At 71.5% G+C, this 26,958-nt stretch carries 27 protein-coding genes; 11 read left to right on the top strand and 16 right to left on the bottom strand.

Translation table 11 applies throughout. The features are described from left to right. Window positions 1-496: 496 nt before the first annotated feature. Window positions 497-1,876, bottom strand: a complete 1,380-nt coding sequence (locus ACLBYB_RS27325) for an RsmB/NOP family class I SAM-dependent RNA methyltransferase (RefSeq protein WP_170855276.1) — start codon at window positions 1,874-1,876, stop codon at window positions 497-499. A gap of 56 nt (window positions 1,877-1,932) precedes the next feature. Between ACLBYB_RS27325 and ACLBYB_RS27320 the strand changes: the two genes are divergently transcribed. Continuing rightward, entirely contained in the window at window positions 1,933-2,196 is a 264-nt protein-coding gene (locus ACLBYB_RS27320; protein WP_354455248.1) for a DUF1674 domain-containing protein, read from the top strand. A gap of 19 nt (window positions 2,197-2,215) precedes the next feature. Here the strand turns inward: ACLBYB_RS27320 and ACLBYB_RS27315 are convergent, their stop codons facing one another. Then, window positions 2,216-3,226: a 2-keto-3-deoxygluconate permease gene (locus tag ACLBYB_RS27315; RefSeq protein WP_020095352.1), complete on the bottom strand. Its 1,011-nt coding sequence runs from the start codon at window positions 3,224-3,226 to the stop codon at window positions 2,216-2,218. Between the two features lie 239 nt (window positions 3,227-3,465). On the opposite strand from ACLBYB_RS27315, the gene ACLBYB_RS27310 reads away from it, so the two are divergent. Then, complete coding sequence (locus ACLBYB_RS27310) at window positions 3,466-3,774, top strand: cupin domain-containing protein (protein WP_042669659.1); 309 nt, start codon at window positions 3,466-3,468, stop codon at window positions 3,772-3,774. A gap of 21 nt (window positions 3,775-3,795) precedes the next feature. Here the strand turns inward: ACLBYB_RS27310 and ACLBYB_RS27305 are convergent, their stop codons facing one another. Then, complete coding sequence (locus ACLBYB_RS27305; RefSeq protein ID WP_020095350.1) at window positions 3,796-4,305, bottom strand: L,D-transpeptidase; 510 nt, start codon at window positions 4,303-4,305, stop codon at window positions 3,796-3,798. Window positions 4,306-4,491: 186 nt separating this feature from the next. Then, on the bottom strand, window positions 4,492-5,130 hold the full coding sequence (gene bluB / locus ACLBYB_RS27300) for a 5,6-dimethylbenzimidazole synthase (RefSeq protein ID WP_354455250.1): 639 nt from the start codon (window positions 5,128-5,130) through the stop codon (window positions 4,492-4,494). A gap of 345 nt (window positions 5,131-5,475) precedes the next feature. Between bluB and ACLBYB_RS27295 the strand changes: the two genes are divergently transcribed. Both ACLBYB_RS27295 and ACLBYB_RS27290 read left to right on the top strand, forming a co-directional pair. Further along, a complete protein-coding gene (locus tag ACLBYB_RS27295) occupies window positions 5,476-5,850 on the top strand; it encodes a DUF2794 domain-containing protein (RefSeq protein ID WP_020095348.1) in 375 nt (124 codons plus the stop codon). Between the two features lie 225 nt (window positions 5,851-6,075). Continuing rightward, window positions 6,076-6,969: a hypothetical protein gene (locus ACLBYB_RS27290; RefSeq protein ID WP_447700651.1), complete on the top strand. Its 894-nt coding sequence runs from the start codon at window positions 6,076-6,078 to the stop codon at window positions 6,967-6,969. Between the two features lie 202 nt (window positions 6,970-7,171). Here ACLBYB_RS27290 and ACLBYB_RS27285 read toward each other — a convergent pair whose 3' ends face one another. From ACLBYB_RS27285 to ACLBYB_RS27275, 3 genes are all read right to left on the bottom strand, one after another. Further along, complete coding sequence (locus ACLBYB_RS27285; protein WP_447700650.1) at window positions 7,172-8,074, bottom strand: dihydrodipicolinate synthase family protein; 903 nt, start codon at window positions 8,072-8,074, stop codon at window positions 7,172-7,174. Between the two features lie 97 nt (window positions 8,075-8,171). Further along, window positions 8,172-8,942: a Bax inhibitor-1/YccA family protein gene (locus ACLBYB_RS27280; RefSeq protein WP_020095346.1), complete on the bottom strand. Its 771-nt coding sequence runs from the start codon at window positions 8,940-8,942 to the stop codon at window positions 8,172-8,174. A 425-nt stretch (window positions 8,943-9,367) separates the two neighbouring features. After that, on the bottom strand, window positions 9,368-9,955 hold the full coding sequence (locus ACLBYB_RS27275) for a PAS domain-containing protein (protein WP_020095345.1): 588 nt from the start codon (window positions 9,953-9,955) through the stop codon (window positions 9,368-9,370). A gap of 161 nt (window positions 9,956-10,116) precedes the next feature. Here ACLBYB_RS27275 and ACLBYB_RS27270 point away from each other — a divergent pair, with 161 nt between their 5' ends. Then, a complete protein-coding gene (locus tag ACLBYB_RS27270) occupies window positions 10,117-10,440 on the top strand; it encodes a hypothetical protein (RefSeq protein WP_056531185.1) in 324 nt (107 codons plus the stop codon). A gap of 160 nt (window positions 10,441-10,600) precedes the next feature. Here ACLBYB_RS27270 and ACLBYB_RS27265 read toward each other — a convergent pair whose 3' ends face one another. After that, entirely contained in the window at window positions 10,601-13,177 is a 2,577-nt protein-coding gene (locus tag ACLBYB_RS27265; protein ID WP_447700649.1) for an ABC transporter permease, read from the bottom strand. Further along, a complete protein-coding gene (locus tag ACLBYB_RS27260) occupies window positions 13,177-13,878 on the bottom strand; it encodes an ABC transporter ATP-binding protein (protein WP_376738864.1) in 702 nt (233 codons plus the stop codon). Before ACLBYB_RS27260 ends, ACLBYB_RS27265 begins: the two co-directional genes overlap by 1 nt. Window positions 13,879-14,082: 204 nt before the next feature. On the opposite strand from ACLBYB_RS27260, the gene ACLBYB_RS27255 reads away from it, so the two are divergent. Beyond that, window positions 14,083-14,694, top strand: a complete 612-nt coding sequence (locus ACLBYB_RS27255; RefSeq protein ID WP_020095341.1) for an arylesterase — start codon at window positions 14,083-14,085, stop codon at window positions 14,692-14,694. After that, complete coding sequence (thpR, locus tag ACLBYB_RS27250) at window positions 14,694-15,233, top strand: RNA 2',3'-cyclic phosphodiesterase (protein ID WP_447700648.1); 540 nt, start codon at window positions 14,694-14,696, stop codon at window positions 15,231-15,233. The genes ACLBYB_RS27255 and thpR overlap by 1 nt, the downstream gene beginning before the upstream one ends. Window positions 15,234-15,396: 163 nt before the next feature. Here the strand turns inward: thpR and coaA are convergent, their stop codons facing one another. From coaA to ACLBYB_RS27235, 3 genes are all read right to left on the bottom strand, one after another. Beyond that, a complete protein-coding gene (coaA, locus tag ACLBYB_RS27245) occupies window positions 15,397-16,386 on the bottom strand; it encodes a type I pantothenate kinase (protein WP_100253265.1) in 990 nt (329 codons plus the stop codon). Next, window positions 16,383-16,706, bottom strand: a complete 324-nt coding sequence (locus tag ACLBYB_RS27240; protein ID WP_447700647.1) for a phosphoribosyl-ATP diphosphatase — start codon at window positions 16,704-16,706, stop codon at window positions 16,383-16,385. The genes coaA and ACLBYB_RS27240 overlap by 4 nt, the downstream gene beginning before the upstream one ends. A gap of 142 nt (window positions 16,707-16,848) precedes the next feature. After that, the gene (locus tag ACLBYB_RS27235; RefSeq protein ID WP_026605274.1) at window positions 16,849-17,796 is read right to left on the bottom strand and encodes an aspartate carbamoyltransferase catalytic subunit; all 948 of its coding nucleotides are present in this window, start codon (window positions 17,794-17,796) and stop codon (window positions 16,849-16,851) included. A gap of 320 nt (window positions 17,797-18,116) precedes the next feature. Between ACLBYB_RS27235 and ACLBYB_RS27230 the strand changes: the two genes are divergently transcribed. Both ACLBYB_RS27230 and ACLBYB_RS27225 read left to right on the top strand, forming a co-directional pair. Continuing rightward, window positions 18,117-18,980: a cytochrome b/b6 domain-containing protein gene (locus ACLBYB_RS27230; RefSeq protein WP_447700646.1), complete on the top strand. Its 864-nt coding sequence runs from the start codon at window positions 18,117-18,119 to the stop codon at window positions 18,978-18,980. Then, window positions 18,977-19,936, top strand: coding sequence for a molybdopterin-dependent oxidoreductase (locus ACLBYB_RS27225; protein ID WP_447700645.1), 960 nt, complete (start codon window positions 18,977-18,979; stop codon window positions 19,934-19,936). Before ACLBYB_RS27230 ends, ACLBYB_RS27225 begins: the two co-directional genes overlap by 4 nt. Window positions 19,937-19,940: 4 nt before the next feature. Here the strand turns inward: ACLBYB_RS27225 and ACLBYB_RS27220 are convergent, their stop codons facing one another. Both ACLBYB_RS27220 and ACLBYB_RS27215 read right to left on the bottom strand, forming a co-directional pair. Beyond that, a complete protein-coding gene (locus ACLBYB_RS27220) occupies window positions 19,941-20,234 on the bottom strand; it encodes a BrnA antitoxin family protein (protein WP_447700644.1) in 294 nt (97 codons plus the stop codon). A 7-nt stretch (window positions 20,235-20,241) separates the two neighbouring features. Then, the gene (locus ACLBYB_RS27215) at window positions 20,242-20,514 is read right to left on the bottom strand and encodes a BrnT family toxin (protein WP_447700643.1); all 273 of its coding nucleotides are present in this window, start codon (window positions 20,512-20,514) and stop codon (window positions 20,242-20,244) included. Window positions 20,515-20,720: 206 nt separating this feature from the next. Here ACLBYB_RS27215 and topA point away from each other — a divergent pair, with 206 nt between their 5' ends. Then, a complete protein-coding gene (topA, locus tag ACLBYB_RS27210; protein ID WP_447700642.1) occupies window positions 20,721-23,405 on the top strand; it encodes a type I DNA topoisomerase in 2,685 nt (894 codons plus the stop codon). A 190-nt stretch (window positions 23,406-23,595) separates the two neighbouring features. Here the strand turns inward: topA and ACLBYB_RS27205 are convergent, their stop codons facing one another. After that, window positions 23,596-23,784 (bottom strand): hypothetical protein, encoded by a 189-nt coding sequence (locus ACLBYB_RS27205; RefSeq protein WP_042669668.1) that lies wholly within the window; start codon window positions 23,782-23,784, stop codon window positions 23,596-23,598. A 371-nt stretch (window positions 23,785-24,155) separates the two neighbouring features. Between ACLBYB_RS27205 and parE the strand changes: the two genes are divergently transcribed. Further along, window positions 24,156-26,216, top strand: coding sequence for a DNA topoisomerase IV subunit B (parE, locus tag ACLBYB_RS27200; RefSeq protein ID WP_447700641.1), 2,061 nt, complete (start codon window positions 24,156-24,158; stop codon window positions 26,214-26,216). Window positions 26,217-26,370: 154 nt separating this feature from the next. Here parE and ACLBYB_RS27195 read toward each other — a convergent pair whose 3' ends face one another. Further along, complete coding sequence (locus tag ACLBYB_RS27195) at window positions 26,371-26,865, bottom strand: PRC-barrel domain-containing protein (protein ID WP_020095331.1); 495 nt, start codon at window positions 26,863-26,865, stop codon at window positions 26,371-26,373. Between the last annotated feature and the right edge of the window lie 93 nt (window positions 26,866-26,958).

Genomic DNA, 26,958 nt, shown 5'->3' with positions numbered 1-26,958 from the left:
CGTCCCCGGACCCGCACGGTCAGCCACCGGGCGGGCCCCCGAAGGACGGCCCGGGATCGCTCCCGGGCCGCCGCGGACAGGTGCGGTCAGGAAGCACAAAATAGGAACATTGTCAAGGCAAACTGAGCGGCCCAGCGCGGTCGACGCCCCTCTCCGTCATCGCGAGCGCAGCGAAGCGACCCAGGGCGGCGCGACGTCGTTGAGCGGGGCGCGACCCTGGATCGCCTCGCTCCGCTCGCGAGGACGGCGGAATCGATCCCATGACCCGGAAACAAGATGAGAGTCAGGCGCAGGTCCCTCTCCCGTGCGAGAGAGGGATCGCGTCGCGGCGCGGCTGTGCCGACCCGCAGACGCCTGTCTTCCGGACCTTTGCAACACGATCGGGAATGCACCGTCGGCAGGTCCGGGTTCCGGGCTCGCCTGCGGCACCCCACGAAATGATGGGGCGGGGGCGGACCGCCGGCCCGCCTCCAGAAAACCCGGCCCGCGCCCCCGGTCAGTCCGCCCGCCGGAGGCGGCTCGCGAAGAAGCCGTCGAGGCCGCCGCGGGCGCCCTCCAACTCCGGTAGGTGGCACGGCAGCGTGCGCAGGTCGCCGCGGTCGTCGATCAGCGCCGCCGCGCCGCCGACCTCCTCGGGCCGGACCGGCACCCGCGCGTAGCGGGGATCGCGGGCCAGGAACGCCGCCACCTGCGCTTCGCCCTCTTCCGGCTCCAGCGAGCAGGTGCAGTAGACGAGGAGGCCGCCCGGCCGCACCAGCCCGGCCGCGTGGTCGAGGAGCTTCGCCTGGAGCGCGGCAAGCCGCCCGATATCGGCCTCGGCCTTCGTCCAGGCCACGTCCGGATGGCGCCGGATCGTCCCGGTGGCCGAGCACGGCGCGTCGAGCAGCACGGCGTCGTGGTCCTGCGGCTCCAGGGCGAGGGCGTCGGCGACCACGACGTCGACGGCGAAGCCGAGCCGCGCGACGTTCTCGCGCAGGCGCTCCAGCCGCGGTGCGGACCGATCGACCGCCGTGACCCGGGCGCCGGTGGCGGCGAGCTGCAGGGTCTTGCCGCCGGGCGCCGCGCAGAGGTCGAGGACGCGGGTGCCGTCCCGCGGCGCCAGGAGCCGGGCCGGCAACGCCGCGGCGGCGTCCTGGACCCACCACGCTCCCTCTTGGAAGCCCGGCAGCTCGGGAATAGCCGGGCCGTTCTCGGGCAGACGCAGGGAGCCGGTCGGCAGGGTCACGGCGCCGAGCCGCGCGGCCCAGTCGGCGGGCTCGCCCCGCGGGGTCAGGTCGATGGCGGCCCCCGCGAGGTGGGCGCGGGCGATCGCGGCCGCGCGCTCGGGCCCGTAGGCCGCGACCCAGCGGCGGGCGAGCCAGTCCGGGGTGTTGACCGCCAGGGCGTCGGCGTCCGCGGCCAGGATCGCGTCGCGCTCGCGGGCGACCCGGCGCAGCACCGCGTTGACGAGCCCGGCGAGATGGGCCGTGCGGGTATCCGCCTTGGCGAGCCGCACGGCGAGGTCGACCGCGGCGTGGTCGGGGACCGCGAGGTCGAGGATCTGGGCGGTCGCGGTGGCCAGCAGGGCCGTGAGCTGCGGCTTGGCCGCCGGGAGCCCGCGCTCCAGCCGCGCGGCCAGGGCGGCGCGGATCAGACCGTAGCGGCGGAAGGTCGCCACCGCGATGGCCCGCGCCAGCCCGGCATCGGCCGGCGCCAGCGCCTCGGCGCGGATCGCCTGGGCGAGGGCGTCGTCGAGGGCGGGGGGGCGCTCCTGGCCGATCAGGGCCGCGACCGCCTGCATCGCCGCGCGGCGCGCGCCCAGTCCCGCGATGTCCGGACCGGTCCCGCCCGGTGCCGCTGCGTTCCGCGTGTTGCGGCCTGTGTCCCGCGATGCCACTTCTGCTCCAGATCCGACGTCTTCCCGACCCACGCCCTCACACCCGAGCGAGCGCGATGCAAGAGCCGACCGCACAAGACCTGCACCGACAGGACCCGCACCGACAGGACCCGGCCGCGGAGGCCGGAGACGGCGCCGCCCCGCCCCGCATCCTCAGCCCGGCGGCGCAGCGCGCCCTCGCCGAGGCCGCCGAGCGCCGCGCGGCGATCGACGCCCGGGCCGCCGAGATCAGCGCCAAGCCCGAGCGACAGGGGCGCGGCGGCCTTGAGCCGGTCCGCTACGACGACTGGGAGGTGAAGGGCCTCGCGGTCGACTTCTGAGGGACCCGCCGCGGGGCGCCTACTCGGCCGGGACCGCCAGCGGCGCGCCGGCCTCTTCCTCGGCCCGGGCCTCGGCGACGCCCGCCCCGAACCGCCGGTACCAGAGCCCGGTCAGGATCGGCACGAGGATCGAGGTGACGATGATGCAGATCGTCACCAGCACGGTGGCGGTCTGCGCCGAGGGGGCGAATTGCGGGGCGACGGCGGCGATCGCCAGCGGGTTGGCGGCCGCCGCCCCGGCGGTGGAGGAGGCGGCCAAGCCGGCCGTGCCGGTCCCGCCCCCGATCGCCCGGTCGGCCAGGATCAGCGGGATGCCGGTCAGGACGATCACCGCGAGCGCCAGCACGATGCCGAGCCCCGCGAGCGGCGAGAGCAGGTTGTTGAGGTCGACCGTGTTCCCCAGCGCGAAGGCGAAGAACGGGATCATCAGCTGGCCGCCGGGCGCGAACAGGGCCCGGAGCTTCGGGTCGAGGTTGCCGAGGGCGAAGCCGACCAGGAAGGGCAGCACCGCGCCCACGAAGATCTGCGGCTCGAAATGCGCCGCCCCGGAGGCGCCGAGGATGATCATGCTCATCAGCGGGCCGGACTCGATCGAGGTCAGAATGAAGGCGCCGGCCTCCTCGCGGCTGCCGTAGGTCTGCATCAGCGAGGCGTAGAGGCCGCCATTGGTCATATCCATGGCGCAGACGATCGCCAGGATCGACAGGCCGGCGAAGAAGCCGGTCTGGATGCCCTCGGGCGGGATGAACAGCCCGGCCACCAGCACGATCGCCCAGGCGGCGACGAGCTTGGTCGCCACCAGCGTGCCGGACTTGCGCAGCACTGTGCCGGTCGCCTTCAGGCTGACCGAGGCACCCATGCAGAAGAACCAGACCGCCAGGATCGGGATCACGCCGGTCATGATCCCCTGCGTGAAGCCCTTGAAATAGGCCGGGGCGCCCGGCGCGAAGGTCTTGCACAGGGCCCCGAGCAGGAGCGGCACCAGCATCAGGCCGCCGGGAATCCTGTCGATCGCCGCCTTGATCTGCATGGCGCGTCCCTCCCGATCCGGGTCGTCCGCCGACGCGCCGGACCTGGGGCGGATCGCGGACGCCGCGCCGGCCCGCGCCTCTGTCGGGCGCCTCTCGGACCGGTGCGTCATCCTGTCGGGGCGCGGCGCGGGCCGTCAAGCGGCGCGCCGGCGCGGGGCTTGCCGAACGTGTCGCGCTGTCGGGCGCGGAACGTCGGACGCCGGGCCCCGTTGGCGAGGTTCACCGGAGGGAGGCGACGATGGCGACGACAGTATCGGCCCGGAGCGCGGCCGCGGGCCCGCACGGCGAGATCCACCTCGCCCGCGGCGAGCGGCTCGGCATGCGGATGTGGCGGGCCGAGGAGCCCAACGCCGACAAGCCGATGACCACCTCGGCGCACGAGACGGTCGGCTACGTCATCAGCGGCCGGGCCGAGCTCGTGCTGGAGGGCGAGACCGTGGCGCTCGCGCCGGGCGATTCCTACTGCGTGCCGGCCGGCGCCGCGCACACCTACCGGATCCTGGAGACCTTCACGGCCGTCGAGGCGACCGCCCCGCCGGCCGGGTGAGGCCGGCGGGGCGCGTTGGGTTCAGTGGGTCATGTAGACCTGCGTGCCGACATCGACCCGCGCGTAGAGGTCGACCACGTCCTGATTGTACATCCGGATGCAGCCGTAGGACGCGTAGGTGCCGACCGAGTTCGGCCGGTTGGTGCCGTGGATGGCGTACTCGCCGCCCGCGAGCGTCATCGCCGCCGCCCCCATGGGATTGTGCGGCGAGCCGCCCGCGATGAGGTTCGGCAACCGCGGGTTGTCGCGCTTCACCTCCGCGGGGGGCGACCAGGCGGGGGCGACGTACTTGCCGTCGATCGGCTTGATGCCGAACCACTGCTTGCCGGGGCGGCCCACCGCCACGGGATAGCGGATCGCCGTGCCGTCGCCGTTCACCAGGTAGAGCTTGCGCTGCGACACGCTGATCACCACCGAGCCCGGCGCGACGCCGTTGGCGAAGGGGACGATCTCGCGCGCCTGCGCCGCCTGGAAACAACCGGCCAGCATCGCGCCGGCCAAACCGAATAGAGCCGCCACCCGACCCGACATCACCGCGATCCTCGCAAAGCTAGACTAGACGCGGGCAAGTAATCCCCGGCCGAGCTTACCGTTCCGAGAAAAGCTATGGTTGACGCGGGGTCATTCTGCGGATCCGCGGGGCACGGTAAAAGAGCAACCACGAACCAGGGTGTACGGGCCGTTGCCGCGCGACGGGGCCGCCGCTCCGCGCGCGTCTCAGCGCTCGTGGAGTTCGCTCCCGCGCCGGTCCTCCGACTGCCAGCCGTGGCGCTCCAGTTCCGGGTCGAGATGCTCCTCCACCGGGTAGCCGACGCAGAGATAGGCCACGAGCCGCCACGTCTCCGGCACGGCCAGGATCGCCGTGACCGCCTCCGGCTCCAGGATCGAGACCCAGCCGACGCCGAGGCCGCGGGCCCGGGCGGCGAGCCAGAAACACTGCACCGCCCCCACGACCGAGTAGGCCAGGGTCTCCGGCATGCTGGCCCGGCCGAGGCCGAGGCCGGTCTCGGTGGCCGCGTCGCAGAAGGCGGCCAGATGGACCGGCGCCTCCCGCAGGCCGGCGAGCTTCAAGCCGCGGTACTGCGCGGCCCGATCGGTCGCGTAGCCCGCGGCCGCGGCTTCGTTGCAGCCGGCGAAGTTCTCCGCGACCGCGCGGCGGCGTCCCGGATCCGCGACCCGCACGAAGCGCCAGGGCCGGCTGTTGCCGACCGAGGGGGCCCGGTGGGCCGCCGCGAGGCAGGCGCGCAGGGCGTCCTCGTCGACCGGATCCGTCCGGAAGCGGCGCACGTCGCGGCGCCACGCGAACAGCGCGTCGAGGTCGTGCAGGAAGGCGGCGTCGAAGGCGGGCGGGCCCATGGTGCGGCTGGCATAGCCGCAACCCCGGCCCGACGGGAAACGGAAAAAAGGCCGCCCGAGGGGCGGCCTGAAGTCTTGGGTCTCGAAACCTCGGAGTGCCGGATCCTGGGATCCCGAGCGGCGACCGATGGCTGGGGAGCTGGGTGTCGGTCGCCGACCGGGCAGAACCCGGCGAGGTTCGACGCCTGTTGTCGCGCCGCAACGCGGCCTGCAAAAGGCGTGAATCGGGCCAAACCGTGTTTTTTGTCGCTTGGGCGTGTCTCGCGGGACACGGCGTGCGCGACCCTTGCGGGCCGCGGCGGCGAGGCCCATCATCCGGCAAAGCATCGATGCACGGGAGCCGTGATGACCGAGAGGACGAGCGCCGGGTCGAGGCCCGACGAGGCGGCGGGCCATGTCATCCCCTTCCCCGCCCGCGCGGCCCCTCCGCAGATCGCCTTCAACCGGGACGAGCTCCGCACGATCTTCAACCTCTACGGCCGGCAGGTCGCCGCGGGCGAGTGGCGCGACTACGCCCTCGATTTCCGCCGCGACAAGGCGGTGTTCTCGATCTACCGGCGCTCCTCCGAGATGCCGCTCTACCGCATCGAGAAGGATCCCAAGCTCGCCCGGCGCCAGGGGGCCTACGCCGTCGTCGCCGCGAGCGGCCAGATCCTGAAGCGCGGTACCGAGCTCGCCCGGGTGATCGCCGTGCTGGAACCGGCACCGGCGGCGGTCTGACGGCGACGTCCCGCAGTGCCGATAGGAGCGCTACGGCGCTCCGGCGATCCTTGTGCTGGCCTAGCGCTCGCTGGGCCCGCCGAGCCGCGGACGGGGCATACGATCGAGCCTGAGGTCCAACTGCGCGACAGGCGTCGAGCGATTGTAACCCCAGGTGGCTGATCGATGCACGGCAGGATAGACAGGCGAATCCATCGACTGTCCTTCCGGATAATAGCCGCTGCCATGTCGCCTGATTTGCCGTTCGAGACGGAAATCTACTTCGCCAAGCTCGAGGCGAAGCGCAACACGTTCATGGAAGTCGGCCCCGATGTGGATACGATCATCATCGGATCTTCGCATGGAGAGTACGGTATAGATCCGGCTCACATTGATGGATCGTTCAATCTCTGCACCATCAGTCAGGATCTGTCGCAGAGCGCGATGATGTACGGGTGGGCCGCGCGGCGCAATCGTCACCTGAGACAGGTCGTCGTCCTGTACTCCATCTTCTCTTACGGCTTCGACTGTCTGAAAACCTCCGAGAAGGGGCGCGCGGTATTCCTGCGCCGGGCGTTCGGCTTCGGGTGGCCCCAGCACCTCGACGACCTTCTCTGGACGATGGATCTCCATATTCCCTGGCCGGACTTTTCCGACGTTCCGCCTCACCTGTATAACGGCTTCACGAGGTCGGACGACGTGTTCTTCTTCGCGCAGGACGCTAACCAGCTCGCCCGCAGGGTCGCCCGGCACGTCGCGCTGAGCGAGCAGAGATATGCGGGAGGCGAGCAGTTCGCGCGCCTTGCCGCTATCCTGGCTTTCGCCAGGCGGCGCGGTGATCGGGTCTGCGTCGTGATCCCGCCGGTCAGGGACGATTATCGCGCCGCTCTCCCCGCCGACCTGCCGCTGTTCCGGAAGGTGCGCGCGCTCTGCGAGCGCTGCGATGCGCAACTCGTCGACGAATTCTCGAACGATGAATATGCCGGCGCCGACTTCGGAGACCCGGATCATCTGCGCCCGGCCGGCGACGGCGCGCGCAGGCTGTCCGAGCGCGTCGGCCAAGGCCTCAGAGGGCGGCGCTCGACCTGGCTGGGCTATCGGAGGGCGCTGTCCCGGATCCGCCCGCCCGCGGGGCCCTGACCGGTATGATGGCGCCGATCGGATGTGTCTGATGCCGCGGCATCGTCGACCGATCGGCCCGGCGTCGGCGTCGCGCGCGCCTGCCCCCGTGATCCGGCTCGGTCGGAAGGAGGCCCGACGCATCGATGTCGCGCGCATCGGTCTGCGCCGTCCTCCCGGAATGCGCTGCCCGGCTCCGGAGTGATCCGCGCGCCGCGCCCGCTCAGGACAGGGACAGGCGCCGGACGGTCGCGGCGATCTCGGCCACCGTCTCCGGCGCCAGGGGCCGGATCGGCCGCGGCGGCTCGGCGCGGCACAGGCCCATGAGATCGGCCAGGGCGTAGACCACCCGCAGGCTGGAATGCGTCCGGAACAGCCTCCAGAGGGGCTCCAGCTCGGCGTTGAGGGCGCGGGCCCGCTCGGTCTCGCCCGCCGCCACGGCCCGGACGATCGCCAGGCAGGTCCGGGGAAACAGGCCGCCCGCCACGCTGAACCACGCCGCGCCGCCGGCGATCAGCGCCTCGGTGACGTTCCAGTCGCCGCTGAACCCGATGGGGAAGCCCGCCGGGACGGCCTCCCGCAGGGTCGCGATCCCGGAGGCGGCCCGCGCCGGTTCCGGCGCGGCGCACTTGGCGGCCACGATCCCGGGCTGGCGGGCGATCCGGCCGATCAGCGCCGGCGTGAAGTGGAAATGCGTGGTCGCGGGGTTGTCGTAAAGGACGAGGGGCAGGCCGCCCGCCTCCCCTACGGTCGCGAAATGCGCCTCGACCTCCGCCTCGGTGAGCGGCGTGTACGAGACGGGGGCGAGGAGCCCGGCATCCGCGCCGGCCGCCCGCGCGTCCTGCGCGAGGCGGACGGCCTCGTCGGTGCGCAGGGCGCCGATGCCGACGAGGAGCGGGACCCGTCCGGCCACGGCCTCGGCGGCGATCGCCACCGCCCGGCGCCGCTCCTCGCGGCTCAGGTACGCGTAGGTCCCGGTGCTGCCGAGGAGGCCGATCGAGTCGACCCCGGCGGCCGCCAGGGGCTCCAGCAACCGGCGCAGCGCTTCCGCGTCGACGCGGCCGTCTGCGTCGCTCGGGGTGATCGGGAAAGCTGAGAGGCCGGAGAGGTCGGAGAGCGCGGGCATGGCCCGAGCCTAGCGCATCCGCGCGCGGCGGCCAGGCAAAAAGAAACCCCGGCGGTGTCCCGCCGGGGTTCCCTCGTCCCGTCTTGTTCGGGCTGGCTTATCGGCGGTCGCCGATCAGGCTCAGCAGGAACTGGAACATGTTGATGAAGTCGAGATAGAGCGTCAGGGCGCCGTTCACCGACATCTTGGCCGCCATCTCGCCGTCGAAGCCGCCGTAGAGATACATCTCCTTGAGCTTCTGGGTGTCGTAGGCGGTCAGGCCCGCGAAGATCAGCACGCCCAGCACCGAGATGGCGAACTGGAGGGCCGACGAGGCGAAGAAGATGTTCACCAGCGACGCGAGGATGATGCCGATCAGGCCCATCATCAGGAACGAGCCCATGCCGGAGAGGCTGCGCCGGGTGGTGTAGCCCCACAGGCTGAGCGAGCCGAAGGCCGCCGCCGTGATGAAGAACACCTGCACCACGCTGCCCCCGGTGAACACCAGGAGGAGCGAGGACATCGAGGCGCCCATCACCGCCGCGAAGGCCCAGAACATCGTTCGGGCGGAAGAGGCCGACATCCGGTCCATCCGCATGGAGAAGACGAAGATGAACGCCAGCGGGGCGAGCATCAGGACCCACTTCAGCGGGCTGAGGTAGAGAGTCTGACCGAACGGGGTCAGGATCGGGCGGGTGCCCTGGTAGGCCGCCACGGAGGCCATGTTCAGGCCGAGCGCGACGAGACCCGAGATGCCGAGCCCGACGATCATGTTGTTGTAGACGCCGAGCATGAAGGTGCGCAGGCCCTGATCGACCTCGACCTGGGTGCCGGCGTAGCCGGTCGGCTGCTGGGCGCCGTACCGGAAGGGGCTGTTCTCGAATGCCATGGGAGTTTCCTTGCGGAGGCTCTCTCAGCGTGGTGTTCGGTCGAGGCCCACGCAGGACCTCTGGCGCCGGGCTGGCGCCTCGGTCGGGAATATGTTGCGCCCGAAGCCGCGACACAAGTCCCCGGCCACGGTTCCGGGGCGGCTTTTGCGTGTCCGGCGGATGTATTTTTGTCCATCTGGGCCGGGATTAAAATGCATTCCGCTCCGTCGTCGGGTTGTTCGACTGACGGTTGCCGCCGTCCAGGCGTTTCGATGTGCCCGCGCGAAGTCTTAACGGCTTCCTTATGCCACGTGCGTCCGCGCGCGCCCCGGTTTCTCCGGTCCGGACCGCCGAATCCCGGCGGGTTCGTGCCTGCATGGCGGGTCCGCAGCCTCGGAGATCCGCTCTCCGGCGCGCGGGATCTGGGCCGTCCGGGAGGGGCGGTTCAGTGCGTCATCCGGCGGGCCAGGGCGCGACCCAGACCGAGCAGCATCAGGTCGGCGGCCGCCCGCACCTCCGCGGGCATGTCGTCGGTGAGCGTCTCCTTGAGCGCGACGGCGAGGTCGGCCGCCCGCTCCAGCGGGTCGCCGCCCGCCATGGGCCTGCCGACCACGTAGCGGTCGCCGCCGTCGCGGATCTCGGTGATGTCCATCAGGATGCCGTGCGAGCGCTGCGGCTCGCCGTCCTCGTTCCGATGGGTCCGCCCCCGGCTGAGGAGCCAGCGCACGGTGCCGTCCGCCTTGAACACGCGGTACTCCGCAAGGACCAGCCCGCTCGACCGGACGGCCCGGAGCATGTGGTCCATCAACCACGTCATGTCCTCGGGATGCACCGCGGCCAGCGCCATCGGCCCGTTGATCGGACGGTCGGCAAGGTCGGGATTGCCGGTCAGCAACCGGGCCGCGCCCGCGTCGTAGACGACCACGCCGCGGACGTGGTCCCACTCCCAGGCTCCCACAACGCACGAGGCTTCGAGAGCCGCCCGGAGACGGTCGGCGTTCTCCGCGTAGCCATCGATGACGTTGATGCGCATGGTGGACGGTCCCCCCGGGCCGCTCGAAGCTCGAATGTCTAGCTCCGTACCAATCTTCCGGCGAAATGACAAAGAGTTCACTTGCGAATACCCCTTCACGCGGGCACCTCTTGTCATGGTTGGGAAATTTTCCCCCGTCGCGAGTGATTCGAGGGGCCGCCATGGATGAGAACGGACTCGAATTCCTGCGGACGATTGCTGACCGGAAGGTGGAATCCTCCGCCGCGCGCGCGCTCAACAGGATTGCGCAGTCCCTCGATTTGCCGATCGAGGCGTTCTACGGTTCCGATCACTGCGGATCTGTGGACCGTCCGGCCATCGAGCGGGAGACGGAGCGGCTGCTGATGCTGGTCGGGGTCCACCTGCGCCGACTCGATCCTGCGGCGCGGAGGCGATTCGGTGAGGCGGTCCAAGCTCTGGTCGGCCCCGAACCGACCGAGGCATGCGCGCGCACCGCGGAGAATGCGGAGCGCGGCGACCCGTGAGCGCGGGGTCCGACGGTTGGAAACCCCTCCCCCACGGACCGAGGGCTTCGATATCCCGCCGGACCGTCTCCGGCCGGGCGCGGTCCGCCGCTCTCGACGGCCTCGATCGCGGCCTCCGCCGGGGCTGAACCGGATACGGAGCCTGCGGGATCGGCCTCCGTCAGGCCTGCCGGAGATACGGCGCCGGCTTCTGCCCCAGGATCCGCCACGTGCCGACGAGCCCGAGGAGGATCGCCAGCGCCACCGCGGCCACGGCCGCGACCAGCGCGCCCGACAGGTCGAGGCGGAAGTCGAGGTGCATGACCTTGGCGACGATCACCCAGCCGGCGAGCGTCCCGGCCAGGAGGCCGAACAGCGCCGTGGCGAGCCCCAGCGCGGCGTATTCGAGGGCGTAGGCGGTCAGCAGCCGCGCCCGGCTCGCGCCCAGCACCTTGAGCACGACGGCGTCGTAGAGCCGCGCCCGGTGCCCGGCCGCGATGGCGCCGGCCAGCACGAACAGGCTCGCCAGCACCGCCACGGCGCTCGCCCCCCGGATCGCCAGGACCAGCCGGCCGACGAGGTCCCCGATCGCGTCGAGGGCGTCCTTCACCCGCACGGCGCTCACTGACGGGAAGGTCTTGGCGACGTCGCGCAGGATGCGGTTCTCGGCGGAAGCGTCGGTGCCGCCGGGCAGGGTCAGCGTCGCGAGGTCGGAATGCGGCGCGCCCCGGAAGGTGCCCGGCGAGAACACCATCACGAAGTTGATGCCGAGGTTGCGCCACTCCACCCGGCGCAGGTTGAAGATCGTCGCGGTGAGGTCGCGCCCGAGCACGTTCACCGTCACGGTGTCGCCGAGCTTCAGGCCGAGCTGGCGGGCGAGGTCGGCCTCGAAGGAGACCAGCGGCTTCGCGCCCTGCTCCGGGCTCCACCACGCGCCCTCGGTGAGGCTGGAGCCGTCCGGCACCGCGTCGGCGTAGGTGATGCCCCGGTCGCCGTCGAGCACCCAGGCGGCGTCTTCCGGGGGGCGGATCTTGCTCGCCGGCACGCCGTTCAGGGCGACGATCCGGCCGCGCATCATCGGCACATCCTCGATCTTCCCGCTCGGGGCCGAGCGCGCCAGGAACTCGCGGAACTGGGCGGCGTCCCGGGAGGGAATGTCCAGGAAGAAGAGGTTCGGCGCCCGGGCCGGCAGGGTCGCGCTGATCGTGCGGCGGACATTGGCGTCGATCAGGCTGAGCGTCACGAGGAGCGTCACGCCGAGGCCGAGCGACAGGACGATGGCGGGCGTCAGGGCGCCGGGCCGGTGCAGGTTGGCGAGCGCCATCCGGGGCGCCGGCCAGCGCGGGTGCGGCAGGCGGCGGGCGAGCGCCATCAGGCCGAGCGCCACCAGATGCAGCAGGCCGAACGCGATGGCGGCCGCCGCGATGAAGATCAGCGCGACGCGCCGGTCGAAGGCGGTCGCCACCGACAGGCCGACCAGGGCCGCGAGGCTGACGGCGAGCCAGATCCGGTAGCGCCAGCGCGGGCTGACGCGGGCCGGGTCGACCGTGTCGCGGAACAGGCCGGAGACCGGCACGTCGTGGGCGCGGCCGAGCGGCGTGATCGCGAAGGCGAAGGCCGTGATCAGACCGTAGGCGGCCGCGAGCGCCAGTTCTCCCGGGGCCAGCGTCGGGTTCAGCGGCAGCGGCAGGTCGGCGGAGAACAGGGCGTCGAGGAGGAAGGGCAGGCTCGCGCCGATCGCGAGGCCGATCCCGGTGCCGAGGCCGGCGATCAGCATCACCTGCGTCAGGTACAGGGCGACCACCTGCGAGCCCGGCGCGCCGACGCTCTTGAGGGTCGCGATCGAGGGCCGCTTGCGCTCCACGAAGGCGTGGACGGCGTTGCCGACCCCGACGCCGCCGACGATCAGCGCGGTGAGCCCCACCAGGGTCAGGAACTGCGTGAAGCGCTCGATGCTCTTGGCGAAGCGCGGGTCGGCGTTCGTGCGCGAGCGGATCTCCCAGCCGGCCTCGGGGGTGGCGGCGCGGATCCGAGCCTGCGCCGCGTCGAGGTCGGCGTCCGGCGTGCCGGGCGGCAGGACCAGGCGGTAGCTCCAGCGGTTGAGGCTGCCGGGCTGGACGAGGCCGGTGGCGCGGAGCGTCGGCTCGGAGACCATCAGCCGCGGCCCGAAGCCGATGCCGCCGGCGATCTTGTCGGGCTCGGACACGATGGTGCCGCGGATCGCCACGTCGTGCCCGGCGAGCGTGATCCGGTCGCCGACCTTGACATCGAGGCGGGTGAGCAGGGCCGGGTCGGCGAGCGCCCCCGGCACCCCGTCGCGCGCCGCCAGCAGTTCGGCGAGGCGCCCCGGCGGGTCGGTCGCGAGGTCGCCGGCGGCCGGATAGGTAGCGGGGTCGACGGCCTTCAGCTCGACCAGGGCCGCGTCGCCGCTGCCCGCCACCGCCATGGCCCGCAGGGAGGCGACGATGTCGAGGCGGCCTTCGCGCGCCAGCGCCTGCCTCTCCGCGTCGGTCCCCTCGCGGTTGATGAGGTTGAAGGCGAGGTCGCCGCCGAGGATGCGCCGGCCTTCCCGGCCGAGCCCGTCGGACAGCGAGCGCGAGATCGACGCCACGCCCGCGATGGCCATGACGCCCAGCGCGATGCAGGCGAGGAACACCGCGAAGCCGTTGAGCCCGGCCCGCAACTCGCGCAGCGCGAGGCGCAGGGTGAGCGGGATCCGGCGGGGCGCGGGGTCGGGGCGGGTGATCGTGCCGTGCATCAGGCGGTCACCGCCTCCTCGATCCGCCCCGAGCGCAGGCGCACGGTGCGGTCGCACAGGCGGGCGAGGCCGTTGTCGTGGGTGACGAGGACCAGCGTCGCGCCGCGGTCCCGTTTCAGCCGGAACAGCAGGTCGACGATCTGGCGGCCGGTGGCCTCGTCGAGGTTACCGGTGGGCTCGTCGGCGACCAGGATCGCCGGGTCGGGGGCGACCGCCCGGGCGATGGCGACCCGCTGCTGCTCGCCGCCCGAGAGCTGCGCCGGGTAATGGTGCAGCCGGTGCCCGAGGCCGACCGCCTCCAGCTCGGCGCGGGCGCGCTCCAGGGCGCCGGGCCGGTCGGCGAGTTCCAGCGGCAGGGCCACGTTCTCGAGCGCCGTCATGGTCGGCACGAGGTGGAAGGCCTGGAACACGATGCCGATGCGCCGGCCGCGGAACCGGGCGAGGGCGTCCTCGTCGAGGCGGACGAGGTCGGTGTCCTCGATGACGACGCCGCCGGAATCGGGCCGCTCCAGCCCGGCCATGACCATCAGCAGCGTCGACTTGCCGGAGCCGGACGGGCCGACGAGGCCGACCGCCTCGCCGCGGTCGACATTCAGCGAGATGCCGCGCAGGACGTGGACGCGGGCGGCGCCGCGGCCGAGGCTGAGATCGATGTCCGACAGCGCGATCGCGGGCTCGCGCAGCACCTTGCCTTGGCTCACCGGTGAGCCGATCTGTGGGCGATGACGAGCATGGCGCGCGAGGTCCTCACGTGGGGTCGATCCCTTCGGCTTCGATCTTGGCTCTACGGGCCGCGGGTGCACCGCGATATGGGTTCGGCATTGGGGCCGCGCCATGACGCGCGCGCTGTGTTCCGCCGCACGGCCCTGTATGCCGCAGCGCTAGCGCTCCTGATGGTCCCTTTCATGACAGCCGTCGCGCCGGGAGCGCGGGCCGCGCCCGGCGAGCCGGTCAAGCTCGTCGCCCTCGGCGACAGCCTGACCGCGGGCTACAAACTCCCGGCCGACGCCGCCTTCCCGACCGTGCTGGAGCGCCTGCTCAAGGCCAGGGGCGCGGACGTGACGGTCGCCAATGCCGGCGTCTCCGGCGACACCGCCACGGGCGGCCTCGACCGGGTCGACTGGTCGGTGCCGGACGGGACCGCGGGCGTGATCCTCGAACTCGGCGCCAACGACATGCTGCGCGGCACCGACCCGAAGGTCACCGAGGGCGCGCTCTCGGCGATCATCGAGCGGCTGAAGGCGCGGGGCATCCCGGTCCTGCTCGCCGGCATGCAGGCCGCGCCCAACCTCGGACCCGACTACAAGGCCCGGTTCGACGCGATCTACCCGGCGCTCGCCAAACGCTACGGCCTGACCCTCTACCCGTTCTTCCTCGACGGGATCATCGGCGACCGGGCGCAGCACCTCGACGACATGATCCACCCGAACCGGCAGGGCGTGGAGACCATCGCTTCCCGCATGCTGCCGACGGTGGAGGGTTTCCTGGGGGGCCTCCGGCAGGGGGCGTCGCGGTAGTGCCGCGCCTGTTCACTGGCCTCGCGGTGCCGCCCGCGATCGCCGACGCGCTCAGGGCCTGGCAGGGCGGCCTGCCCGGGGCCCGCTGGATCGAGCCTAACGACTTCCACGTGACCCTGCGGTTCATCGGCGACGTCGACGCGACCACGGCCGACGACGTGGTGGAGGCGCTGTCCGAGATGCGGGTCCGCCCGGCCCTGACGGTGACGCTCGACGGCCTCGGCATCTTCGGCGGCGACAGGCCGCGGGCGCTCTACGCCTCGGTGGTGCCGGAGGCGGAGCTGACGGATCTCCAGGCCGAGCAGGAGCGGCTCGTGCGCCGGGCCGGGGTCGAGCCGGAGCGGCGGAAATTCACCCCGCACGTGACCCTGGCGCGCCTCCGGCGCGACGCCACGCCGGAGGCGGCGGCGATGTACCTGTCGCAGGCGCCGGTCTTCGCGCCGCTGATTTACACGTCGGACCGGGTGACGCTGTTCTCGGCGCGGGACTCGACCGGCGGCGGTCCGTACGTGGCGGAGGCGGAGTTCCCGTTCGCGTGATGCGCCTAGGCTCGGTCGTTCACGTCCTTGCGAGCGAAGCGAAGCAATCCAGAGGCGGCGACATCGCCCCGAACGTCGCGCTGCCCTGGGTCACTTCGCGTCGCTCGTGATGACGGAGGTTCGGTCTTCATGCGGGCCGATCGTGCGATCGTCCCGCATCGGTTCATAGCCGCCGCAGGGCCACGCTCTCGATCCGGTGGCTCGCGCCCTTGGTGAGGATCAGGCTCGCCCGCTGGCGGGTCGGCACGATGTTCTCGCGCAGGTTCGGCAGGTTGATCGTCGTCCAGAGCCGGTCGGCGATGTCGAGGGCCTCGGTCTCGGCGATCTCGGCGTATTTCCGGAAGTACGAGCGCGGGTCGCGGAACGCCGTCTGCCGCAGCTTCATGAAGCGCGTGACGTACCAGCGGTGCAGGTCGTCCTCGTGACCGTCGAGATAGATCGAGAAGTCGAAGAAGTCGGACACGAACGGGATCGCGGTCCCGTCCCGCGGCAGCCGCGCCGGCTGGAGCACGTTCAGGCCCTCGACGATCAGGATGTCGGGGCTCTCCACGACCCGCTCCTCGCCGGGCACCCGGTCGTAGACGAGGTGCGAGTAGAGCGGCGCGGTGACGCGCTTGTGGCCGGCCTTCACGTCGTGGAGGAAGCGCAGCAGCGCGGCGGTGTCGTAGCTCTCCGGGAAACCCTTGCGCTCCATCAGCCCGTTGGCGGCGAGCTCGGCGTTGGGCAGCAGGAATCCGTCGGTGGTGACGAGGTCGACCTTGGGGGTGTTGGGCCAGCGCGCCAGCAGGGCGGTCAGGATGCGGGCGGTCGTGGACTTGCCCACCGCCACCGACCCGGCGAGCCCGATGATGTAGGGCGCCTTGGTCTCGCGCTCGGCCAGCAGGAAGCGCTGCGTCGCCTTGAACAGGCCCTGCGTCGCCGCGACGTACAGGGCGAGCAGACGGGACAGCGGCAGGTAGATCGCCACCACCTCCTCGACCGAGATCGGGTCGTTGATCGATTGCAGCCGCTCCAGGTCTTCCTGGTTGAGGGTGAGCGGCGTGTCGGCGCGCAGCTGCGCCCATTCCTCGCGGTTGAAGCGGCGATACGGCGAGAGCCGGTCGGACGCTTCGAGGATCGCCTCGACCGAGCCCGGCAGCGCGGCCGCGTTCACGCGTGGCGCCTCGCGGCCTTCTCGGCGATGCCGCTCTGGGCCGTGCGACGCTCCAGCTCCGCCATCACGGCATCGAGCTCGACCCCACCCGCCCGGAGCAGCACGACGAGGTGGTAGAGCACGTCGGCGGCCTCGTTCCGCAGGCCGGTCTTGTCGCCCTGTGCGGCCGCGATCGCCGCCTCCACCGCCTCCTCGCCGAGCTTCTTGGCCGCCTTGGCGGGGCCCTCGGACAGGAGCTTGGCCGTGTAGGAGGTGGCCGGATCGGTCCCGGCACGGCTCGCCACGAGGGCGGCGAGGTCGGCGAGCGTGTAGGCGGTCATGAAGCGATCTGCATGTTGCGACGGCCCCTTATACAGATCAGGGCCGGATTTCGGCAGGAAACTGCGCCACGGCCGCTCGGCGGGCAAGCGGAGCGGGTGAAGGCCGCCCGGCTTTGTCTGGGGATCACCCGTTGTCTTGGGTTCACCCGTTCGGCAGGTGCCGCGCCAGCGCCTCCAGCACGGCCATGCGGACGGCGACGCCCATCTCGACCTGCTCGCGGATCAGCGACTGCGCCCCGTCGGCGATCTCGGAGGAGATCTCGACACCGCGGTTCATCGGCCCCGGATGCATCACCAGCGCGTCGGGCTTGGCGAGCGCCAGCTTCTCGCCGTCGAGGCCGAAGTAGCGGAAATACTCCTTCACGGACGGGACGAACGAGCCGTTCATGCGCTCCCGCTGGAGGCGCAGCATCATCACGATGTCGCAGCCGACGAGGCCCTTGCGCATGTCCGTGAAGGTCTCGACGCCGAAGCGCTCGATCCCGGAGGGCAGCAGCGTCGAGGGCGCGATCAGGCGGACCCGCGCGCCCATGGCCTGGAGCAGGATGATGTTGGAGCGCGCCACCCGCGAGTGCAGGACGTCGCCGCAGATCGCCACCTGCAGGCCCTCGATCCGGCCCTTGTTGCGGCGGATGGTGAGCGCGTCGAGGAGGGCCTGGGTCGGATGCTCGTGGGCGCCGTCGCCGGCATTAACCACCGCGCAGTCGACCTTGCGGGCGAGCAGGTGAACGGCGCCCGCCGATTCGTGACGGACCACGATGATGTCGGGCCGCATGGCGTTGAGCGTCGCGGCGGTGTCGATCAGGGTCTCGCCCTTCTTCACCGAGGACGAGGCCACCGACATGTTCATCACGTCGGCGCCGAGCCGCTTGCCGGCGAGCTCGAAGGACGATTGCGTCCGCGTCGAGGGCTCGAAGAACAGGTTGATCTGCGTGCGGCCCCGCAGGGTCGTGCGCTTCTTCTCCACCTGCCGCGAGATGTCGACGGCGGATTCGGCGGCGTCGAGCAGCCCCTCGATGTCGGGCCGGGTCAGGCCCTCGATGCCGAGGAGGTGCCGGTGCGGGAAGGCCGGGGTCGGAGGCGTCGTCATGATGAGGCCCGGGTGTAGGTGCGGCGCGCCCGGGGGGCAAGGCTGTTCGGCGCTCATCCCGGTTCAGTCATGACGCTCGCTCCGTCAGGGGCTGCGGGCGTCACGGGTTCGAGGCCCAGGCTGTCCGTCCGGCGGCAGGATGGGGCGCGTCGCGCTCCGTCATCGACGGCGCGCGCCCATCGGCGCAGTCGCACTTCGAGAGGCGGCTGCGGCCTTTTTCCCGGCGGATGGTAACCGCCCGCCCCCGCGCCACGTATCTGCCCGAACGGTCGGGATTCGTACGCTCCCGACCCCGCGCCGCTTGCCCGGGATCCAGACGCTTGGCCGCCTCCCCTGCCCTCGAAGCCCCCGAGACCGTCGACCGGCGGGGGCGCCGCTGGTTCTACCGCCACCCGCTGGTCATCCGGCTGGCGCACTGGATCAACGCCGCGGTGCTGCTGGTGCTGCTGATGAGCGGCCTGCAGATCTTCAACGCCCACCCGGCGCTCTACTGGGGTTCGGTCTCGACCTTCGACAATCCGTCGCTCGCCATCACCAGCGAGCCCGGCCGCGACGGCACGACCCGCGGCGTCGTGACGGTCGGTTCCCACACCCTCGACACGACCGGCGTGCTCGGCCTGTCGAGGGAGGGCGGCACCGAGGTGGAGCGCGCCTTCCCGTCCTGGGCGACGCTGCCGGCCAACCAGGACCTCGCCACCGGGCGGCGCTGGCATTTCCTGTTCGCGTGGCTCCTCGTGATCAACGGGGCGGTCTACCTGCTCTACGGCCTGGTCTCGGGCCAGCTCCGCCGCCGCCTGATTCCCGACGGCGACCAGATCCGCGACTTCGGCGGCTCCGTGAAGGAGCACCTGCTCCTGCGCTTCCCCGAGGGCACCGAGGCCAAGCGCTACAACGTCATCCAGAAGCTCACCTACCTCGTCCTCGTGCTCGGCCTGCTGCCCGCGATGGTGCTCGCCGGCCTCGCCATGTCGCCCGGGATGGACGCCGCGTGGCCCTGGCTGACCGAGCTGTTCGGCGGCCGGCAATCGGCGCGCAGCGTTCACTTCATCGCCGCCGGCCTGATCGTGCTGTTCGTGGTGGTCCACGTGCTGCTCGTGGTCGTGTCCGGGCTCGTCAACAACATGCGCGGCATGATCACCGGCTGGTTCAGCCTCGGCCGTCCCGAGAAGGAACCCGCCCGATGATCCTCCACCGCCGCAAGCTCCTCACCGCGGGCGCCGGCCTGATGGGCACCGCGCTGCTGGCCGGCTGCGACAAGTTCGCCGGGACCGAGACGGGGCAGCGCACCCTCAAGGTCGGCGAGGACGCCAACGAGTACGTCCAGCGCCTGCTGATGTCGCCGACGACCCTGGCCCGGGAATTCCCGGCCTCGATGATCTCGCCCTGGTTCAAGCCGAACGGCACGATCGACCCGCCGGACCGCGCCTACCGGGCGCTGGCGGCGCGGAACTTCTCGGACTTCAAGCTCTCCGTCGACGGGCTGGTCCAGACCCCGCTGTCGCTGAGCCTCGCGGACCTGCGCGCCCTGCCGTCGCGCACCCAGATTACCCGGCACGATTGCGTGGAGGGCTGGAGCTGCATCGGGCAATGGGGCGGCGTGCCGCTCGCCGAGGTGCTCAGGAAGGCCGGGCTGAAGCCGCAGGCGCGCTACGCCGTATTTCACTGCGCCGACACGCTGGAGTTCGAGGCCGGTCCCAAGGGCGGTGGCAGAGGGCGCGACCAGGGCGCGTCCCTCTGGCGCCCGACCCATCCGGGCGCGGTGCGCGAGGCTTACGTGCAGCTCGCCGCCGCCGACGATTGGGGCGGCCCGGCCACCGCCACCGACGCGCCCAAGGACGATTGGGGCCAGGGCAGCCCGGCCCCGGAGCCCGAGCCGGCGGGGATCCCGATCCGCTACTACGAGAGCATCGACCTCTACGACGCCTTCAACCCGCAGACGATCCTGGCCTACGACCTCAACGGCAAGCCGCTGCCGGTCTCGAACGGCGCGCCCCTGCGGCTGCGGGTCGAGCGCCAGCTCGGCTACAAGCAGGCCAAGTACGTGATGCGGGTCGAGATGGTGGAGTCGCTCGCCGGGATCGGCCAGGGCAGCGGCGGCTACTGGGAAGACCGCGGCTACGAGTGGTATGCGGGGATCTGACCGCTCAGCGCGGTGTCTCTCCGCGCTCGCGTTCGACCGCCTCCAACAGCAGGGCATTGACGCGCGCCTGCCAGCCGGGCCCCTGCGCGCGGAAATGTGCGGCCACGTCCGGAAGGAGACGGATCGTGTCCGGTCCGTCAGCCATGCCAGGGGCCATGTCGGGTGGCCCGCGCCGCACGAACCGGTCACCGGAATAGAAGTCGGCGCGCTCGAGCATCGCATCCGTCAGCTCGGGGATCTCGTCGTACTCCTCCGACGTGATCGCGTGCGCGTCCATCTTGACGAGGTCGCTCTTCACCGGGGCCTCAGCGGATGAGCGGTGCGTAGCGCTTCTGCTCCCTGGCATTGGCCTTCCTCATCGAGAAAACATGGTGGTCCTGGTCCCGAGGCGTCCAGATCACGATGACCATGCGGCCAGCCAGGTCGCCGACCGTGACGAGACGGATCTCGCCGTAATCCTGACGGACATCCTCGAACGTGAACGTCCGGCCCGCAAACACCAGTGCCGCATCCTCGAAGTCGAGCCCGCGTTCCGCGCGGGTCCGACTGCGCTTGGCCGGATCGTAGGTGACCGCCATCGCGCACCGTTCATATAAGCCGCTCGCGCGGCTTACGACGAGTCCCTCGGGCGAGGCTTGCGCGGATTCGCGATTTGACAACCCGCCGCCCGTGACCCACTTGTGACCGGCGCGCGGCCCCGGCCCGACGGCGGGCATACGTCCCACGCGAATCTCGAACAGAATTCGTCCGTCGCGCCCAGGCTCCGTCAGGGGCAGAGGTCTGAATGAAAGTCGTCGTCGTCGAGTCGCCGGCCAAAGCCAAGACGATCAATAAGTATCTCGGCCGCGACTATGAAGTCATCGCCTCCTTCGGGCATATCCGCGACCTGCCGCCCAAGGACGGCTCGGTGGATCCCGAGCAGGACTTCCACATGGTCTGGGAGCTGGCCGACCGCGGGGCGAGCCGGGTCTCGGAGATCGCCAAGGCGGTCAAGGGCGCCGACAAGCTGATCCTCGCCACCGACCCGGATCGCGAGGGCGAGGCGATCTCCTGGCACGTGCTGGAGGCGCTGACCGCCCGCAAGGCGCTCAAGGGCATCCCGGTCGAGCGCGTGACCTTCAACGCCATCACCAAGGCGTCGGTCGAGCAGGCGATGCGCAAGCCGCGGGGGATCGATCAGGCGCTGGTCGACGCCTACCTGGCGCGCCGGGCGCTCGACTACCTCGTCGGGTTCAACCTCTCGCCGGTCCTGTGGCGCAAGCTGCCGGGCGCCCGCTCGGCCGGGCGCGTGCAGTCCGTGGCGCTCCGGCTCGTGGTCGAGCGCGAGATGGAGATCGAGCGGTTCAAGCCGCGCGAGTACTGGACGCTCATCGCGACGCTGACGACCGCCGACGGCGCGACCTTCGAGGCCCGCCTCGTCGGCGCCGACGGCAAGCGGATCCAGCGCCTCGACGTCGGCACGGGCGAGGAGGCGGCCGCCTTCAAGCGCGACCTCGAGCTCGCGACCTTCCAGGTGGCGAGCGTCGAGGCGAAGCCCGCCAAGCGCCACCCGCAGCCGCCCTTCACCACTTCGACCCTCCAGCAGGAGGCCTCCCGCAAGCTCGGGATGGCGCCGGCCCAGACCATGCGGGTCGCCCAGCGGCTCTACGAGGGCGTCGATATCGGCGGCGAGACGGTCGGCATCATCACCTACATGCGGACCGACGGCGTCGACATGGCGCCGGAGGCGATCCAGGACGCCCGCCGGGTGATCGGCAAGGAGTTCGGCGACCGCTACGTGCCGGACGTGCCGCGCAAGTACAGCGTCAAGGCCAAGAACGCCCAGGAGGCCCACGAGGCGGTGCGCCCCACCGACATGGGCCGCCTGCCCAAGACGGTGGCGCGCCACCTCGAGCCCGAGCAGGCCCGGCTCTACGAGCTGATCTGGACCCGCACCATGGCCAGCCAGATGGAATCGGCCGAGCTGGAGCGGACCACCGTCGACGTCACCGCCAAGGTCGGACCGCGGACCATCGACCTGCGCGCCACCGGCCAGGTGGTGAAGTTCGACGGCTTCCTGACCCTCTACCAGGAGGGCAAGGACGACGAGGAAGACGAGGAGAGCCGCCGCCTGCCGCCCATGAAGGCCGGCGACCCGCTCGCCCGCGAGCGGATCAGCTCGACCCAGCACTTCACCGAGCCGCCGCCGCGCTACTCCGAGGCGAGCCTCGTGAAGCGCATGGAGGAGCTCGGCATCGGCCGCCCGTCGACCTATGCCGCGGTTCTCCAGACCTTGCGGGATCGCGAATACGTCAAGATCGAGAAGAAGCGGCTGCAGCCGGAGGACAAGGGGCGGCTCGTCACGGGCTTCCTCGAGAGCTTCTTCCGGCGCTACGTCGAGTACGACTTCACCGCCGGCCTCGAGGAGCAGCTCGACCGGGTCTCCAACGCCGAGATCGACTGGCGGGCGGTGCTGCGCGACTTCTGGCGCGACTTCTCCGCGGCGATCGGTGAGACCAAGGAGCTGCGCGTCGCCGACGTGCTGGAGGCGCTGAACGGCCTCCTCGGCCCGCACATCTTCCCCGACAAGGGCGACGGCTCGAACCCGCGCACCTGCCCGACCTGCGGCTCGGGCCAGCTGTCGCTGAAGCTCGGCAAGTTCGGCGCCTTCATCGGCTGCTCGAACTACCCGGAGTGCAAGTACACCCGGCAGCTCTCGGCCTCGGGCGTCGACGGCGACGGGGACGGCTCCTCGGCCGAGGGCGGCCAGCCGGGCGTGCGGGTGCTGGGCGACGATCCCGCGACCGGCCTGCCGGTGACGCTGCGCGACGGCCGCTTCGGGCCGTTCCTCCAGCTCGGCGAGGCCTCCGCCGAGAAGGGCGCCGAGAAGCCGAAGCGCTCGTCGCTGCCCAAGGGGCTCAGCCCCTCGGACGTGGATCTCAACAAGGCGCTGGCCCTGCTGGCGCTGCCGCGCGAGGTGGCCCGCCACCCCGAGACCGGCGAGCCGATCCTGGCCAATCTCGGCCGGTTCGGACCCTACGTGCAGCACGGGAAGACCTACGCCAATCTCGGCAAGGACGACGACGTGCTGGAGATCGGGGCTAACCGCGCCATCGACCTGATCGTCGCCAAGGAGCAGGGCGGCGGACGCGGCCGCCCGGCCGCCGATCCGGGCCGGCCACTGGGCAAGGACGAGGCCAGCGGCCGCGATCTCGTGGTCAAGGCCGGCAAGTACGGGCCCTACGTCACGGACGGCGAGGTCAACGCCACGCTGCCGAAGACGATGAGCGCCGAGGCGCTGACCCTGGACGAGGCGATCGCCCTGGTGAACGCCAAGCGCGCCGCGGGCGGCGGCAAGCCGCCGAAGCGCGGGGCGGTCCGGAAAGGGTCGGCGCGGGCCGCGAGCGGCGACAAGCCGGCGGCGAAGAAGACCGCCGCGAAGAAGCCTGCGGCCAAGAAGGCGGCGGCGAAGACGTCGAGCGCGGGCTGAAGCGTTCGTGGACGAGGCTGAGGCGGGCCGGCAAGCCCGCCCGTCCTTGCGAGCGGAGCGAAGCAATCCAGTGCAGCGCGAGGCGTTCGAACGTGGCGCCGACTGGGTTGCTTCGCTCCGCTCGCAAGGACGTGGTGAGGCGGCGCCAGCGTTGCCGCCCCTCACCGCGGGTTGCGGTCAGCGATCGGGTTCAGACCAGGTAGGTGATCGTCGCCGCCACGGCCGTCGCGAAGGTCGCGAGCGCGAGGGTGGTGGAGTTCATCAGCGCCCGGGCCGGCGGCACTGCGGCCGCATCATCGTCGCAGCCGAAGGCAGCGCCGGCCGCGTGCTCGAAGCGGATCAACGTGAGGCGGCGGGCCTCGATCGCGGCGTCGCTCATGGACTGCGGCTCCCTGACCACGGTCAAGATTTATCTCCGCCACCAACGTCGATCGTCCCGTTCTGTTCCGGGCGTCGCCTGTGGAAGCCGGGCATGCGGGTCACGAGAAAGCCTTAACCCATTGTTGTGCAACGTCGTGATGACGGCCCGGCGCGCGGAACCGTGTGCCGGCACGGACGCGGCCCTCGCTCGCGGCGGCGCAGCATGCGATGATGCGACCGCCTCGCCGCAGGGCGAACGGCTTTGATGTTTATGTTTTGTTCCGCTATCATGCGGGGATGAAGGCGCATGCTCCACGACCCGAGACCCGTCCCAAGACCCGTCTGCGCGAAGCCGAGCCGGCCGACACGCCGCGCGCCCGGAGGCCGCGCGTGAGCGATCCGGCGCGGGACCTGTTCGGGCCGGGCGGCAAGGGCGCGGCGGCCCGCCCGCCCGAGCCGCGGCGGCGGCTGGATTCGGCGGCCTCCGTGGCGACGCTCGCGGCCGCCGAGCCGGAGGGCGGCTACACCGCCTCCGACATCGAGGTGCTGGAGGGGCTGGAGCCCGTCCGGCGCCGGCCCGGCATGTATATCGGCGGCACCGACGAGCGGGCGCTGCACCACCTGTTCGCCGAGGTGATCGACAACTCGATGGACGAGGCGGTCGCCGGCCATGCCAGCTTCATCGAGGTGGAGCTGGAGGAATCCGGCGCCCTCGTGGTGACCGACAACGGCCGCGGCATCCCGGTCGACCCGCACCCGAAATTCCCCGGCAAGTCGGCGCTCGAGGTCATCATGACCACGCTGCACGCCGGCGGTAAGTTCGACTCGAAGGTCTACGAGACCTCGGGCGGCCTGCACGGTGTCGGCATCTCGGTGGTGAACGCGCTCTCCGACCTGCTCGAGGTCGAGGTGGCGCGCAACCAGACCCTCTACCGCCAGACCTTCTCGCGCGGTCATGCCCAAGGGGCCTTGGAACTGGTCGGCCGGGTGCAGAACCGCCGCGGCACCCGCGTGCGCTTCCACCCGGACGCCCAGATCTTCGGCTCGCTGAAATTCGACCCGCGCCGCCTGTTCAAGATGGCGCGCTCCAAGGCCTACCTGTTCGGCGGCGTCGAGATCCGCTGGCGCTGCGCCCCGGCCCTCCTCGAGGGGCTGGAGGACGTGCCGGCCGAGGCGGTGCACCGCTTCCCCGACGGGCTGCGCGACTACCTCGCCCGGGACATCGACGGGAAGGAACTCGTCACCGACGCCATGTTCTCCGGCAAGATCACCAAGCCGGGCTCGCACGGGTCGCTCGAATGGGCGGTGGCCTGGATGGTCGCCGAGGACGGGATCTCGCACTCCTACTGCAACACGATCCCGACGCCCGAGGGCGGCACCCACGAGGCGGGCCTGCGCGTCGCCCTGCTGCGCGGCCTGCGCGAGCACGCCGAGCGGGTGAACCAGGCCAAGCGCATGACGGCGGTGACCACCGACGACGTCATGGCGACCTGCGCGTCGATGCTCTCGGTCTTCATCCGCGAGCCGGAGTTCCAGGGCCAGACCAAGGACAAGCTCGCCACCGTGGAGGCCCAGCGCATCGTCGAGACGGCGGTGCGCGACGCCTTCGACCACTGGCTCGCCGCCTCCCCGGCCCAGGCCAACAAGCTGCTCGACTGGGTGATCGACCGGGCCGAGGAGCGCCTGCGCCGCCGCCAGGAGAAGGAGGTCGCCCGCAAGAGCGCGACCCGCAAGCTGCGCCTGCCCGGCAAGCTCGCGGACTGCTCGGCGGCCGGCACCGCGGGCTCGGAGATCTTCATCGTCGAGGGCGACTCGGCCGGCGGCTCGGCCAAGCAGGCCCGGGACCGGGCGACCCAGGCGATCCTCCCCTTGCGCGGCAAGATCCTGAACGTCGCCTCGGCCTCGCGCGACAAGCTCGGCGCCAACCAGCTGATCTCGGATCTCACCCTGGCGCTCGGCTGCGGCACCGGTTCGGCCTTCCGCGAGGCGGACCTGCGCTACGAGAAAGTGATCATCATGACGGACGCCGACGTCGACGGCGCCCACATCGCCTCGCTGCTGATCACCTTCTTCTACCGCCAGATGCCGAGGCTGATCGACCGCGGCCACCTCTACCTCGCGATCCCGCCGCTCTATCGGCTGCAGCAGGGCTCGAAGGTGGCCTATGCCCGGGACGACGCGGATCGGGAGCGGATCGTCAAGACCGTGTTCAAGGGCGGCAAGGTCGAGATCGGGCGGTTCAAGGGCCTCGGCGAGATGATGCCGGCCCAGCTCAAGGAGACCACCATGGATCCGAGGAAGCGCACATTGCTGCGCGTCGCGGTCCTGGACGAGGCCCGGGAATCGACCGGCGACACGGTCGAGCGCCTGATGGGCAACAAGCCCGAGGCGCGCTTCGCCTTCATCAGCGAGCGCGCGGCCTTCGCTGAGGGCGCCGACCTCGACATCTGACGCCGGAGCGCCGGCGCGGCCTCGCCGCGTCGGTCGATGGCGCCCGCGCCGTCTTTGCGAGCGGAGCGAAGCAACCCAGCAGCGCCACGTCCACCGAAGTCGCGCTGCCCTGGATCGCTTCGCTGCGCTCGCAAAGACGGGTTTCGGTCGCGCCTTATCGGGGCGGCGCGATCACCTTGGCCGGGTCGAAGGGCTGGGCCGCCGCCACCGTGTCCTTGCCCATGTTGAGGACCGCCGAGAATCGGTCGCCGCCGGGACGCAGCACGAGGGCGCCCGGCTCGACCGCGATGAGCTTGCTGCCGAGGCCGAGGAAGCCGCCGACGTCGATCACGACGGCCTTGAGCGTCCCGCCGTCGGCGATGAGCAGGTCCTCGATCTTGCCGACGCTGTCGCCGGCGGCGTTGCGCACCGTCACGCCGATCATCTTCGTGGTCAGGAAGGTGACGGGCTTGAGCCCCTGACGCTTGGCGGCGTCCTCGGCGCTCGCCGCCTCCGTCAGCCGCCCGCCCCCCTTGCCGTCCGTCGAGGTTCCCGGTCCCGTGGCCGGCAGGATCGTGTCCTTGCCGATCACGCTGGCGTCCTGCGCGGAGGCCGGCGCGTTCGCGAGGCCGAGGGCCGCGAGCGACAGGAGAAGGATTCGGCTTCGCATGGCTGATCGCTCCGCGCGCCCGGTCCCTGCGTGGAAGGCCCTGTCCGGGTCACTGAGGGGCGCCGCGGTCTCAATCGCGGGCGGCCCGCGCGG

It is taken from the genome of Methylobacterium sp. D54C, assembly GCF_053345595.1.
This window is presented reverse-complemented; position numbering and strand designations above follow the sequence as displayed.